This window comes from Apilactobacillus pseudapinorum (genome assembly GCF_040369555.1).
GTDB lineage: Bacteria > Bacillota > Bacilli > Lactobacillales > Lactobacillaceae > Apilactobacillus.
This window is the reverse complement of sequence record NZ_BAABVU010000005.1, coordinates 1-14329: the sequence shown is the minus strand read 5'-3', so window position 1 is coordinate 14329 and position 14329 is coordinate 1. Positions and strand designations below refer to the sequence as shown.

General features: G+C 34.5%; 15 protein-coding genes. 2 read left to right on the top strand and 13 right to left on the bottom strand.

Going from position 1 to position 14329, the window contains the following annotated elements; all coding sequences use genetic code 11:
- Positions 1–150: 150 nt before the first annotated feature.
- The 3 genes from glmM to cdaA are packed head-to-tail and all read right to left on the bottom strand — an operon-like array spanning position 151 to position 3338.
- Positions 151–1500: a phosphoglucosamine mutase gene (gene glmM, locus ABWU86_RS00095; RefSeq protein WP_293793010.1), complete on the bottom strand. Its 1350-nt coding sequence runs from the start codon at positions 1498–1500 to the stop codon at positions 151–153.
- Between the two features lie 36 nt (positions 1501–1536).
- A complete protein-coding gene (locus ABWU86_RS00090) occupies positions 1537–2493 on the bottom strand; it encodes a CdaR family protein (protein WP_293793012.1) in 957 nt (318 codons plus the stop codon).
- A complete protein-coding gene (gene cdaA, locus ABWU86_RS00085; RefSeq protein WP_293793014.1) occupies positions 2493–3338 on the bottom strand; it encodes a diadenylate cyclase CdaA in 846 nt (281 codons plus the stop codon). The genes ABWU86_RS00090 and cdaA overlap by 1 nt, the downstream gene beginning before the upstream one ends.
- A gap of 156 nt (positions 3339–3494) precedes the next feature.
- Here cdaA and ABWU86_RS00080 point away from each other — a divergent pair, with 156 nt between their 5' ends.
- Positions 3495–4157, top strand: coding sequence for a DUF1361 domain-containing protein (locus ABWU86_RS00080; RefSeq protein WP_293793016.1), 663 nt, complete (start codon positions 3495–3497; stop codon positions 4155–4157).
- 29 nt (positions 4158–4186) lie between these two features.
- On the opposite strand, the gene ABWU86_RS00075 is transcribed toward ABWU86_RS00080, so the two are convergent.
- Together ABWU86_RS00075 and murB are read right to left on the bottom strand one after the other, a co-directional pair.
- Entirely contained in the window at positions 4187–6151 is a 1965-nt protein-coding gene (locus ABWU86_RS00075) for a Na+/H+ antiporter (RefSeq protein WP_353320812.1), read from the bottom strand.
- Positions 6152–6162: 11 nt separating this feature from the next.
- A complete protein-coding gene (gene murB, locus ABWU86_RS00070) occupies positions 6163–7047 on the bottom strand; it encodes a UDP-N-acetylmuramate dehydrogenase (RefSeq protein ID WP_293793019.1) in 885 nt (294 codons plus the stop codon).
- A 101-nt stretch (positions 7048–7148) separates the two neighbouring features.
- On the opposite strand from murB, the gene ABWU86_RS00065 reads away from it, so the two are divergent.
- Complete coding sequence (locus ABWU86_RS00065; protein ID WP_293793020.1) at positions 7149–7685, top strand: 3'-5' exonuclease; 537 nt, start codon at positions 7149–7151, stop codon at positions 7683–7685.
- 16 nt (positions 7686–7701) lie between these two features.
- Here the strand turns inward: ABWU86_RS00065 and ABWU86_RS00060 are convergent, their stop codons facing one another.
- The 8 genes from ABWU86_RS00060 to ABWU86_RS00025 form a co-directional block, all read right to left on the bottom strand.
- Positions 7702–8202 (bottom strand): GNAT family N-acetyltransferase, encoded by a 501-nt coding sequence (locus tag ABWU86_RS00060; RefSeq protein WP_293793021.1) that lies wholly within the window; start codon positions 8200–8202, stop codon positions 7702–7704.
- A gap of 1 nt (position 8203) precedes the next feature.
- On the bottom strand, positions 8204–8677 hold the full coding sequence (tsaE, locus tag ABWU86_RS00055; RefSeq protein WP_293793023.1) for a tRNA (adenosine(37)-N6)-threonylcarbamoyltransferase complex ATPase subunit type 1 TsaE: 474 nt from the start codon (positions 8675–8677) through the stop codon (positions 8204–8206).
- 15 nt (positions 8678–8692) lie between these two features.
- Positions 8693–9658 carry a phosphate acetyltransferase gene (gene pta / locus ABWU86_RS00050; RefSeq protein ID WP_293793024.1) on the bottom strand — a complete coding sequence of 322 codons (966 nt, stop codon included), beginning with the start codon at positions 9656–9658 and terminating at the stop codon, positions 8693–8695.
- Between the two features lie 11 nt (positions 9659–9669).
- On the bottom strand, positions 9670–10359 hold the full coding sequence (locus ABWU86_RS00045) for a uracil-DNA glycosylase (protein WP_293793025.1): 690 nt from the start codon (positions 10357–10359) through the stop codon (positions 9670–9672).
- 83 nt (positions 10360–10442) lie between these two features.
- Complete coding sequence (smpB, locus tag ABWU86_RS00040) at positions 10443–10916, bottom strand: SsrA-binding protein SmpB (protein ID WP_053949776.1); 474 nt, start codon at positions 10914–10916, stop codon at positions 10443–10445.
- Between the two features lie 21 nt (positions 10917–10937).
- On the bottom strand, positions 10938–13286 hold the full coding sequence (rnr, locus tag ABWU86_RS00035; protein WP_293793027.1) for a ribonuclease R: 2349 nt from the start codon (positions 13284–13286) through the stop codon (positions 10938–10940).
- Between the two features lie 152 nt (positions 13287–13438).
- Positions 13439–13678, bottom strand: coding sequence for a preprotein translocase subunit SecG (secG, locus tag ABWU86_RS00030; RefSeq protein WP_053949774.1), 240 nt, complete (start codon positions 13676–13678; stop codon positions 13439–13441).
- Between the two features lie 103 nt (positions 13679–13781).
- Positions 13782–14329 (bottom strand): chloride channel protein (locus ABWU86_RS00025; RefSeq protein WP_353320807.1); only part of this gene is annotated, 548 nt, incomplete at its 5' end.

Genomic DNA, 14329 nt, shown 5'->3' with positions numbered 1-14329 from the left:
GGTATAGTTTATCAATAACTGTATTTTATACCAATATATCAATATTATAAAGCATTATGCAGTATCTATCTTTAGAAAAAATTAATAATTGGTATGGACAATTTAAATGAGCTAAAAGCATAAAAAAAAGACCTAAATGGTCTTTTTTTGTTAAATCCCGAATTTATCTGAAACGACATCTGCAATACGTTTTGTGTAGCCATCAACTAACTCTTGAGTTGGTGCTTCAGCCATTACTCTAAGTAATGGTTCAGTTCCACTAGGTCTAACTAGCACTCTTCCGTCGCCATTCATTTCTTTTTCAACTTCAGCAATAACATTTAAAACATCTGCGTCTTCTTGTGCAGCGTCTTTATCGCTAACTTTAACGTTAATTAATTGTTGTGGGTACTTAGTTACTTCCGCTGCTAATTCGGATAACTTCTTACCAGTATCTTTCATAACATGAAGCAATTGTAAACTGGTCAATAATCCATCACCAGTAGTATTAAAGTCTAAGAAGACGATGTGACCTGATTGTTCACCACCAAGGTTATAACCAGATTTATTCATTTCTTCAACCACATAGCGATCTCCTACCTTGGTTTGCACGTTGTGCATTCCATTAGCTTCCATCGCTTTGTACATTCCTAAGTTACTCATAACAGTAGTTACTACAGTGTCTTGTTTTAGTCGACCGTGATCTGACATGTATTTTCCACAAATGTACATGATTTTATCACCATCAACTAGTTCACCATTTTCATCTACCGCTAAACAACGGTCACCGTCACCATCAAAAGCTAAACCAATTTCAGCTTCATTTTCAACAACCATCTTTTGTAGTTGTTCTGGGTGAGTAGAACCAACTTGATCATTAATATTTACACCGTTAGGCATTGTTGCCATGGTTTCAAAATCGATTCCCAAATCAGCATATAATCTAGAAACTAAATTACTAGTTGCACCGTTTGCTGAATCAACACAAATCTTCATTCCTGATAAATCATCAGGAACAGTTTGTTCTAAGAAACGAATGTATTTTTGACTACCTTCTGAATAATCATCAACAGTTCCTAATCCATCTGATGATGGTCTTGGTAAATCATCTTCTGATTGTTCTAAAATTTCTTCGATTTCTTCTTCAAGTTCGTCAGATAGCTTATAACCATCTGAACCAAAGAATTTAATTCCATTGTATTCAGCTGGATTATGTGAAGCAGTAATCATTACACCAGCAGATGCGCCTTGAGTTCTTACAAGGTAAGCTACACCTGGAGTAGTAACTACTCCCAATTGTAAAACTTCAATCCCAACAGATAACAATCCTGCGATTAAAGCATTTTCAAGCATTTGACCAGAAATTCTAGTATCTCTAGCAACTAGTACTTGTGGTTGACCTTCTGATTGGCTGTGCTTAGTTAAAATGTATCCCCCAGCTCTACCACATTTGAAAGCAAGTTCTGGGCTTAAATCTTTATTAGCTATTCCTCTTACTCCATCGGTTCCAAAATATTTCATAATTTAATCTCCATTTCATCCTTAGATTTCATCAATCTATTCGGGTTTGACGGTAACCTTAATATTATCAGGATCAAAACCGCTGACCTCATTTAAATTTTTATCCAATGCTACCGTGACTACCTTTTTAGATGTAATTCCAGAGACATCAACATAAGCAGTCACATGCTTAATTGCTTTTAGTTGTTTTTTAGTTCCAAAAACTTTAACCGTATCTGTGTCAGAAGAAAATGAGAAACTTTGTTTTGAAGAACCATTTTCTGCCTTAAATTTAATTGGAACGTTCTTATTGTTTCCACTGCTTATTGGCAAATTAACAGAGGTAGTTGATGGTGTTACTATAACATTAACAATTCTACCTTTTCTATCAAGAGCTTCTAAAACAGCTGAAGAACTGATTGTTTTCTTTGTGTCTTGGGGAATACTCAATTGAGCAACCACATTTTTAATCTTCGCAATTTCGTTTTGCGCACCTGTTATTTTTACTTTATCAGTTCCTAATACAGGCTTACCAGCATAATATCCATCAGCGATGTTTGAAGATGTGTATTGTGCTGTAACAGGGAATTCCACTGTCTTACGTGGTTGAATATTAACATAAATATATGCTGGATTAATGTAATATCTTAATTCATTATTCAATCCATCTTGATATAAACGCACTTTATGGTATCCGACACCTAATTTAGTTAAATCAGCATAAACCTTAAAGTTTTGTGTGTTAACGGTAGTTGTTACTAGTGCTGTGGGACCAGTAATTTTCACATTAACCTTTTCCGGATAACCTGTCACAAAATACTTAGTATTATTAACGTTTAATTGAAGCGGTACCGAAATATGAGCTGTTTTGTTGGAAGTTAACTGAGTTTCTTCAGCATTATTACCACTCGTGCCAGCACCAAATAATTTAGTTTGGTTAACATACGCAAATAATAGAATTGCAAATAATAGTGAAAGTAGTCGTAATGACCATGGGCTATTTAACTTTTTCATTATTTTTGCCCCCTTACACTTTGCTTAATCTTTTCCACCCAATTGTAAATAGTTGTAAAAACTGTCTTATTCATTGGGTCTTGCTTGGTGATTAATTGATCCTTTAAGAACTTAATGTAATCATCGGTATTCATACCACGAAGCAACTCATTATTTTTAGTAATTGAAACTTCACCGGTTTCTTCAGAAATAACGATGGTTAATGCATCAGTAACTTCTGAAATCCCAACGGCAGCGCGATGCCTTGTTCCTAATTCTTTTGGAATCAAATTACTTTGTGATAATGGTAAGTATGCAGCGGCAACTGCTACACGGTTATTACTAATAATAACGGCACCATCATGCAATGGTGTATTTGGAATAAATGTATTTATCAATAGTTCACCAGTAACATCAGCGTCTAGCTTAATTCCTGTTTCGATGTAATCTTCCAATCCAGTATCCATTTGAATGGTCATTAAAGCACCAATTCTTCGTTTAGACATATATTGAATCGCTTTGTCTAGCTCCACAATCATCTTTTCATTTTCAACATTTTGATTTTGTGCATGTTTGATTATTGATCCACGACCCAAGTGTTCTAGACCGCGTCTAATTTCAGGTTGAAAAATAACAATAATTGCAATAACTCCCCAGTTAATAACTTGGTCAGTCAAGTAAGATACTGTCGTAAATCCAAAGACGACACTAATAATCTTAACAATCGCAATTACTAAAACCCCACGGAATAATTGGACCGCTTTAGTGCCCTTCAACAGGATAATAACTTCATAAATTATGAACCATACAACTAAGATATCTAATAGATTACTTAGTGTTAATATATTGCTCCAATTTATTCCCATATCTATTCCTCCAATATAATTCATACTATTTATTATATCACTGATTATGTCATATTTTTAGGTATATAATATTGATTATATTTTTTAAGCAATAATTGTTCAATAATTAAGTTTTAAGCGTTAAAATAAATATATATAATTTTGAGGAGCATAAGTATGTTTAAAAACGTTCGTTGGCAAGTACGCTTAATATTTATTTTATGGATTATTTTTCTTTCGGTGATGGTCAAACCACCATTCACATTCTTAGTATTAAATACAATTTTAGGATATATTCCAATTGAGCTAAGTTTAGAGCTTACTAATAAGTACATTGAAAAATCATGGATCTTTTGGCCAATACTAATCCTTTGGTTAGTATTTTATCCCAACGCTCCATATCTATTAACTGACTTATTTCATTTAACTTTACTTCAACCATACGCTCCTAACGGTTTATTAAGATTATCTACAACCATGTGGATTAACTATGCTTATCTACTAATTAGTGCACTGGGCTGCTCACTAATTGGATTTTATGGACAATTTCAAATTGTTAACCGTAGTTGCGCATTCTTCTCAATTAAATCAAAAGCATTTAAAGTCTTTATTATTCTAATCCTAAACATCGTTGCTTCTATTGGTATCTATGTCGGTCGCTTCCTTCGTTTCCATACCGTTTACCTATTACTTTCTCCACGATTAGTAATTAAACAATTAAGCGAAATGTGGACACCAAAGATGTTAGTCTTCGTAGTTATCTTAACAATTCTTCAATCATTCGTATATTGGATTTTGTACCTAATTATCAAAGACGCCAAAGATGAAGAACATAAATAAAAGAGCATCCATAACTGGATGCTCTTTTATTATTCATCTGAACTTAATTCTTGATTTTCAACATAGTTAACTTCTTGACGTAACTTAGAAGCCAATTCGATACTAATCTTATCGTTAATCAATAATTCGTGAATCGCTTTTCTTTGTGCTTCCAATTCACGTTCTTTCGCAATTCGATAGTATTTATCGTAGTCTAATGATCTGGTTCTAAGTGCCATATCAAAGTTAGTGTATTCGTCAACAATTGCATTAACTACTTCTGAATTACCTAATTGTTTTAACATTTTGACGGTATATTCGTTAACTAAGATTAATGCTTTTTGTATTTTTAATTTTTGTTCTTTGTCAGAACGTTGTCTAAATAGCCATAGTTTAGTAGTTTGAATAGCTGAGATGATTTCTAAACGAATGTTGTATTGGTTAAACGCAACAAGTGTTTTTAATTCACGATGGTTAATTTGATAGTTAACAGCATTCGCTTCTTTTTTAGTTAAGATGCCTTGTGCAACTAACTTTCTAACAGCTTGATGTTCATATCCGACTGCTAGTGCACGAATACTTTTTTCAACTTCATCAGGCTTAATTGATGATAATTGTTTGATCATCAATTCGCATTGGTCAATCAAGATGTTACCAATATGCTTATCGGTATGGTCCATCTTTTTGATCTCATCGATTACGTAATTTAAAACATAAATGCGCGCTTTTTCTTCATTCCAATGGTTATCATTATTATATTCAACCACATGGTCGTTCTTAGCCAAAATTGGTAAGACAACTACGGCTGCTAAAAGACTTAGCACAATCACAATTGATGCGATGAATAGCACTAATTCACGGTCTGGAAAGGCCTCATTCTGAGCTGTAATCAATGGTATTGATAAAATCCCAGCCATTGTAATCGCACCTCTAACACCTGAGAAACCAACGATGTTAGCAGTTCTAACATCCACGGGACCAACTTTTTTGGTCGTAATTAAGTTATGACAAATTTCATATAATAAAATCCAAACAATTCTAATAATTAAAATTATTAACCAAGTCACAACAGCGTATGCAATTGATTGGAAAGTGTTGAACTTAATTTCATTAATAACAGCTTCCATCGCAAATGGTAATTCAATTCCTAGAATTAAGAACACGATTCCATTTAGTAGGTAAACGATTAAGTTCCATGATTGCTCACTAATTAGTTGTAATTCGGCTGATGAAGCCAATGTAGAATCGTTGTACACATGGTAAACAATTCCCGCAGTAACAACTGCAATAACTCCTGAGGAATGGAAATAATCTTCCGCCAATAAGTAAATTACAAATGGTGATAACACTTGTAAAACAACGTTAAATACCACATTAGTTAAACCGTTTTTGTACAACCATTTTCTCACTAACGAAATTACTAACATCGTTACAACCCCAATGATTGCACCAATTATACTAATATAGAAAAAGTCAGTAACTGCGTTTTTAATTGAAAATGCTCCATATACGGTAGCTGCTACCGCATATTTGAAACCAATCAATCCACTAGCGTCATTAATTAGACTTTCACCATTAACCAAATGCAAAATGTTTTTAGGTAATCGCACCTTTTTAGCAATTGATTCAACAGCGATTGGATCTGTTGGTGATAAAATTGCAGCTAATGAAAAGGCAACTGGCAGTGGCATTGATGGAATTAGTTTATAGATTAAAATTCCACCTAAAGTCATTGTGATAAACACCAAAATAATCGCATTTGCGAAGATTGGCCATCTTAATTCCCAAAGTTCTCCCTTCGGAAAGCGTCTTCCGTCATTGAACAATAATGGCGCAATGAATAAAAGTAAAAACCAATCTGTACTTAAATTGATACTAAAGTTACCAATTAATGCTAACCCAATCCCAAAAGCAACTTGAATTAAGCTAACTGGAATTGCCTTAACATAGTGATTGACCGCTGTTGATAGTAGTAGTAATCCCGTTAATATTAGAATAATTTCAATGAGCTGCATTAATAATCCCCCTATTTATCTTGTCCTATAATTCTCACTTCTGTTTCCAAATGAACTTGATGTTGCTTATAGACTGTTTCTTGAACATGTTTAATTACATTCAAGTAGTCTGTTGCAGTAGCATGATCTACATTGACAATGAATCCTGCATGTTTAGTTGATACCTGTGCTCCCCCAGATTGATATCCTTGTAATCCAGCATCGTGAATTAACTTACCAGCGAAATATCCTTCTGGGCGTTTAAATACGCTCCCACATGATGGCAATTCCAATGGTTGTTTGGATGCTCTTAATTCATTTAGCTCATCCATCTTAGCTTGGATTGTGTTTTTATTACCTGGAACTAGTTTAAAACTAGCTTCTAAAACAATGTCATTTTGTTCTTGGATTAAACTGTGTCTATATCCAAAATCTAATTCATCATTGTTAAAAATTTTAATTTCATTTTCTGATGTTAATACCGTAACAGTATCGATAACTTCTGCAGTTTCGCCACCATAAGCACCAGCATTCATGTATACTGCCCCACCAACACTTCCTGGTATCCCCGCAGCAAATTCTAAGCCGCTTAATCCATTTTGTTGGGCAACAATTGTAGTATCAATATAACGAGCTCCCGCTTGGGCAATTACATATTCACCTTTTGAAATAATTTTATTCATATCGGTTAAAATAATTACTAAACCACGAATTCCCCCGTCTTTTATAATTAGGTTACTAGCATTACCTAATACAGTGATGGGTAATTGTTGTTCTTTTGCCATTATTAATAGTGATTGAACTTCTTTAATATCCTTTGGAAATGCAATTAAATCAGCAGGACCACCAGTTTTTGTGAATGTATATTTAGATAGTGATTCGTTTTTTAAGATTTTTATTTTTTCCATATTTGTCATTTCCCTTAATTCATAATTTATCTGATAATATAATTTTACCACGAGAGCCCATACTTATACCATGTTATAATCGTAACAGAAACAACGAAAGGATACTAATAATGAACTTTGTAGCAATCGATTTTGAAACAGCCAATTATCAACGCGATAGTGCTTGTTCCCTTGCTTTAACCGTCGTAAGAGATAATCAGGTTGTAGATGAGTTTTATACACTAATTAATCCCGAAGTAGAATTTAACTACCGAAACACTCAAATCCATGGCATTAGCGAAGAAGACGTCATTGATGCACCTACTTTTCCAGAAGTATGGAAAGTCATTAAACAGTTCTTCACGAAAGATCAACTGGTCGTTGCTCACAATAATGCCTTTGATAATTCGGTCCTTTCTAAAAGTCTACTAAGATATGATTTAACTGTACCAATTTATCAAACTTTAGATACAGTCAAAACTTGTAAGTACTTCTTCCCAGAATGTACTAACCATAAACTAAATACTGTTTGTGATTATCTAGGCATCACACTAAACCATCACCACAATGCATTAGATGATAGTTTAGCTTGTGCTAACATCTTAATTTATCAACAAGAACATTTTGACGATGAACAAATTAAGAACTATATCAGACTAAAAAAATAAGTATCCAATCGGATACTTATTTTTTTATGGTGTATTTAAATTCAAAAGTAGAATTAAATCCACCGCGAGCATTTAAAACTCTCTTCTTTGTAATTTCAAATCCAGAATGTTGATAAAGATTAATGGCATGTTGATTTGTTTTTTTAACAACTAAAGATAGTGTGGATAAATTACTATCATAGGTTGCCCAATCAATCATAAAATCCATCAACTGCGTTCCAATTCCCTTATGACTGTATTTATTTAAGACCGCGATACCGATTTCTCCGATTCCGGAATCATTGATTTCTTGAACTTGAATCATCCCGACAACTTCTCCATCCAGTTCAGCTAAACCAATTAAAAAACTTCTAGTCTGGTTGACTAACATGATCTCTCTTTCCTGTTCTTTAAGTGGCATCGTTCCTAAACTCGGATCGATTGTAAAAGCGTCTGATTCTTTCTTCAATTGAACCAATAAATTAATAAATTTTTTCGCATCCTCAGGCATTGCCCTTCTAATGACTAAATTAGTCATATTAATTTCCTTGTGGACAAACTTTATCCACAATTTTTTCAAAACGGCTACCATTAGGTTCAAACTGAATCGTTCTAAAATCAGTGCCTTTTTCATCATCTCTTCTAAAAATGATTTTTAAGTAATTGCTTGGTAATTGATCAGAAATAAATTCAGACCATTCAATCACGTTTACACCATCACCGTTAAAATATTCTTCTAAACCTAATTCATCCCCACTACCATCATCTAAACGATAAATATCCATATGATATAGCGGTAGACGACCACCTTGATATTCACGAATAATCGTAAAAGTTGGGCTTTTAATGTTTCTTTTGATACCTAATCCCTTTGCGAGACCCTTGGTGAATGTAGTTTTACCTGCACCTAAGTCTCCATCCAATAAGATTACATCTTTGGGTTCTAAAAATTCAGCAATCTTTTCACCATAAGATTGAGTTTCTTCTGGTGATTCAACATTAATTGTAATCAAAGAAACCACCTCCAATTATAGAGATTGAATTGCGTTAATAATTGCGACGTTGTATACATCTTCAGCAACACAACCACGTGATAAGTCAGAAACTGGTTTAGCTAAACCTTGTAGTAATGGACCAAATGCTTCGAATCCACCTAAACGTTGAGCAATCTTGTATCCAATATTTCCAGATTGTAATTCGGGGAAGACAAATACGTTAGCTTGACCCGCAACATTTGAACCTGGTGCCTTTTTGTTGGCAACTTCGGGAACTAATGCAGCATCAAATTGAAGTTCCCCATCTGATGGAACATCCAATTCAGTCTTAGCCATTTCAGCCGCTTCTTGTACTTTAGATACCATTTCACCTTTAGCTGATCCCTTAGTTGAGAAACTTAAGAATGCCACCTTTGGATCAATGTTAAATTGTTTAGCAGTAATTACACTTTGCTTAGCGACTTCTAGCATACCTTGAGCATCTAATTCAATGTTAATTGCACAGTCAGCAAAAATGTATCTAGTATCACCCTTTTGCATTAAGAATGAACCTGAAATACGGCGCATGCCTTCTTGAGTCTTAATAATTTGTAGTGCTGGTCTAACAGTGTCTCCAGTAGCGTGAGCTGCACCTGAAACCATTCCATCAGCTTTATCCATGTAAACTAACATAGTACCGAAGTAGTTAGGATCCTTTAACCATCCAGCTAAATCTTCACGAGTATTTTTACCGTTACGGCGTTCTTCTAGCGCATCCAACATTTCTTCGAAATCAGCTTGTGGATAATTTTCAATGTCGATAATTTCGATTTTTGAAATATCAAAGTTATCCGCATTATCTTTAATTGCTTGTGGATTACCTAATAAAACTGGTTTGATAATTCCTTCATTCGCTAAACGACTTGCTGCTTCGATAATTCTAATATCTTCACCTTCTGGAAAAACAATTCGTTTGTCCAATCCACTAATTTTTGCTTTTAATTCATCTAATAAACTCATCTTACTTCCTCCTATTGGTTGTTAACATGTTCTGGCAATTGCCAATCGATTGGTTGTTCTCCCATAGCTTTTAGCGCTTCATTAGTCTTGGAAAATGGCTTCGAACCAAAAAATCCACGATGCGCTGATAAAGGACTTGGGTGAGCAGATTCAATTACAATATTGGTTTCTGTATCAATCAACTTAATCTTGTCTCGGGCAGCTCTTCCCCACAATATAAACACCACCGGTTCAGGCCTTTCAGATAACTTAGCAATTGCTGTATCTGTTAATTGTTCCCAACCTTTGGATTTATGTGAGTATGCGACACCATCCCTTACAGTTAAAACAGAGTTCAACAATAATACACCTTGTTTCGCCCACTTTTCTAAATAACCATGATTAACTGGTGTTACCCCTAAATCTGATTGTAATTCTTTATAAATGTTTCTTAGTGAAGGCGGAATCTTCACCCATGGCAAGACTGAAAAACTTAATCCATGTGCTTGATGGGGTTCATGATACGGATCTTGACCTAATATCACTACTTTCACCTTCGAAAAAGGTGTCCATTCAAATGCTTCAAAAATTTGCGTCGCATTAGGATGAATTGTTTCGTGTTCATATTCATTTAATAGAAATTTACGTAAGTCTTGATAATATTCTTTTTCAAATTCTGGTTGTAATACTTCCCACCAGTCATTATGAATAAACGGTTTCACGATAACCACCTCAATATTAATTTTATCATATTTAGGCTAATTTAACATTGCAAAAAAAGCGTCTCTGCAATAGCAGGACGCTTTTAGTAATGTTTTAAAACACGAGAAATTTCACGTTCTTGATCACGTTTCTTCATTGTCTCACGCTTATCGTATTCATGTTTACCTTCAGCCACACCAATTAAAACCTTAGCAAAACCCTTTTTTAGGTACATCTTAAGAGGAACAATTGTTACACCCTTTTTATCTGTTTCTTTCGCTAATCTTTTAATTTCTTGTTTGTGAAGTAACAACTTTCGATTTCTTAGTGGATCATGGTTAAATTGATTACCTTGTTCGTATTCACTAATATGAATATTCATCAAGGTAGCTTGACCATCCCTAATTTGAGCAAAGCCATCTTTTAAATTAACTCGGCGTGCTCGGACAGACTTGATTTCAGTCCCAGTTAAAGCAATTCCAGCTTCATAAGTTTGGGTAATTCGATAATCATGTCGTGCCTTTCGGTTTTGAGCCATTAAGTTATCATCTTTATTAGTTGATTTCTTTTTAACCATTATCAATCACCTCTCAAGCAATTAATGTCTTGAATTAGAGTTGTTTTTGTTATTTCTACCGTTGCGGTTGTTGTTTCTTGAACGGTTATGATTGAACTTACCATTCTTGTTGTCATTGCGACGATTATTGTTACGACGACCACCACCATTACGGTTGTTTCTACCATGAGCACCATTTGAACTACTTGGTGCCTTGATGTTAGACATTGGTGTTTCTTCCGGATTAACAATATCAAAATCAACTGCACTTTGATCAACATCAACATTTACAACTTTAACTTTGATTGGTTGTCCAATCTTGTAAGTTCTATGAGTGTTTCTACCTACAAGGGCTAGGTATTGTTCAATGTATTCATAGTAGTCATCTTTCATTCTACTAATATGAACTAAACCTTCAACTGTATTTGGAAGTTCGATAAACATACCAAACTTCAATACTGAACTAACTGTTGCTTCGAATTCTTCACCGATGTGATCAGCCATAAATTCAGCTTTCTTCATTGCGTCAGTATCACGTTCAGCATCGATTGATCGACGTTCTGCCTTTGAAGAATGGTCTGAAATTTCTTCAAGTAATCCAGCATATTTAGCTTTAGATTCCTTGTTAATACCGTTTTCATCGTAATGGTGAATTAAACGGTGAACAGTAGTATCTGGATATCTACGAATTGGAGAAGTGAAATGAGTGTAGAACTCAGCTCCCAAACCAAAGTGACCAAGTGGTTGATCAGTATATCTAGCTTGTTTTAAACTTCTAAGCATCATAACTGATACCGCAGGTTCTTCTGGTTTACCAGCAACCTTACGAAGAACGTTTTGTAATACCTTAGGTTTTAAGTGATCTGGATCACCCTTAACTTCTACCCCAAAAGCAGTTAAGAATTCGAAGAATGTCTTAACTCTTTCTCCATCTGGAGTTTCATGCACACGATAAATAAATGGTGCATGTGCTTTACAATAGTGTTCAGCAACAGTTTCGTTAGCTGCCAACATGAATGATTCAATCATTCTTTCGGCAGTACCACGAACTCTTAGCTTAATGTCAATTGGGTGACCATTTTCGTCAACAATGATTTCTGCTTCATTATCATCGAAATCAATTGCACCACGACGGCGACGTTGTTTGTACAAGATTTTGTGTAATTCGCCCATTTCTTCAAACATAGGAACTAAGTCTTTGTAACGATCCATAGTGCTTTCATCATGAGCTTCTAAAATATCGTTTACGGCCTTGTAAGTCATACGAGCTTTAGACTTCATAACACTTGGGTGAATGCTGTGGTTAACAACTTGACCAGCAGGGTTAATTTCCATGTCACAACTCATACATAAACGAAGTTGACCTTCATTCAATGAACAAATTCCGTTTGATAATCTTCTTGGTAACATTGGAATAACTCTATCTGTTAGGTAAACAGAAGTTCCACGTTTGTATGCTTCTTCATCTAAAAGACTACCAGGTTTTACATAGTGAGAAACATCGGCAATGTGAACACCTAGATGATAGTTTCCATTTGGTAATTTCCATACAGTAACCGCATCATCTAAATCCTTTGATGATTCTCCATCAATAGTAACCAATGTTTGATCAGTAATGTCTTCTCTTCCTTCTTTTTCTTCTTCAGAAATTTCTTCAGGAATTGCATCGGCTTCTTGTAAAACATCTTCTGGGAATTGTGCAGGAATTTCATGTGCGTACACGATTTGTAAAATATCAATTCCTGGGTCATCAACACTACCAATTACTTCTTTGGCAATTCCGACCATGTAGTCAGGATGATCTGGACTTGGGTATTCTGTAATTTCAGCAGTAATTACTTCCCCAGCTGTTGGCTTTAATCCAACTCCAGTAATGTAGAACTTGTAGTTCATTAATTTCTTTTCTTTAAGCTTAATTTGACCGTAGTATCCATTGTCATCATCAGACTTGAAGAATTCACCAACAACTTGTTCGTAATGTCTTTCAACGATGTTAACAACTTTTCCTTCAGGGCCCTTGCCTGCGTTTTGTTCAGCCTTTTTAACGATTTCAATTTCAACGGTATCACCATTCATGGCTTGAAGGGTATTGTCAGGTGCAATAAATGCATCTTCCAAGTTTTCGTCATAGTTAACGAATCCAAATCCCTTAGGATTAGCATGGAATGTCCCTTCGATTTTTTCTCCTTGCGCGTTTAACTTGAAATTGCCGCTTTCAGTGACAACAACAGTTTTTTCGCGTTCTAATACTGCAAGAGATTGTACGATTAATTTAAATGCGTTTGCTCCGTGATATCCTAATTCATCTGCGAGTTGTTCTACAGAGAATTCTTTTCCGGAAAACTTCTTTAACACATCATGAATTTCTTGTTTTAAACTATTATCTTCCAAAATTGACTCCTTAAATCTATATTTTTGACCTTAATCAAATTCGTTATTTATTAATTTATATTTTAACATTTTTATAACTACAATAAGCATATGATTGTTTATTTTTTGCATAAAAAAAGCTCCTGTAACATATTCGTACAGGAGTTAATTAACTAGTGTGAAGAGAACCAAACTAGTCCAAGTGCAGCTGCAAAGAAAATAATTAATAGCACAACTGTTACTTTTTGCATAAATGCTTCAAAACCACGTGGCTTAGCGTTAGCGAATAAATCATCTGCACCACCGGTTAAAGAAGACATTGCGTCATTATTAGTCTTTGCTGGTTGCATTAAGACAGCAATAATAATTAATACACTGTCAATCCAAATTATATCCATTAAGAAATTATACAATTCGTTGCCTCCTACCTAAATGTAAATAGGTTTCATCTTTAACTTTATCTTTACAGCCTAGTTTATCATAGAAATGATAAACATGCCAATTAAACCAGATTTTTTAATCGTCCAGCGTTAATTTTTCCACATGAGAATAAACATATCCACGATTATCATAGTTTGTTGATAACTCGATGTTATCCCCAGCCTTTAAGATAGTATCCCCATCCGGAACAATATACTGTTCATTTCGTTTAATTGATCTAATGATACAACCATCAGGCCAATTGATATCCTTTACTGCCGCTTGATCCATTACAGACCCTACTTGAATAGAGAAATATAGGTTTGTTAGTTTTCCACTTGTTAATAACTTTTGCGGACTTAACATTTTTTGTAGCATTTCATTATAAATTGGACTTCCACCCAATAAATCAGTTACTTCATAAGCAACTAAGGTCACAAAAGCTAATGACATCAAGTTTTGTAGTGATCCAACCATTTCAGTAATTAACAAAATAGCTGTAAATGGTGCTTTCCCTACACAAGCAAAGAATCCACTCATTGATATGATAATGAAGTTAACAAAATAAATCTGTGGTAAGACTCCGTATGATATCAATATTTGGGCATAAATCGCCCCTATTAGTGCTCCTAATGATAACATTG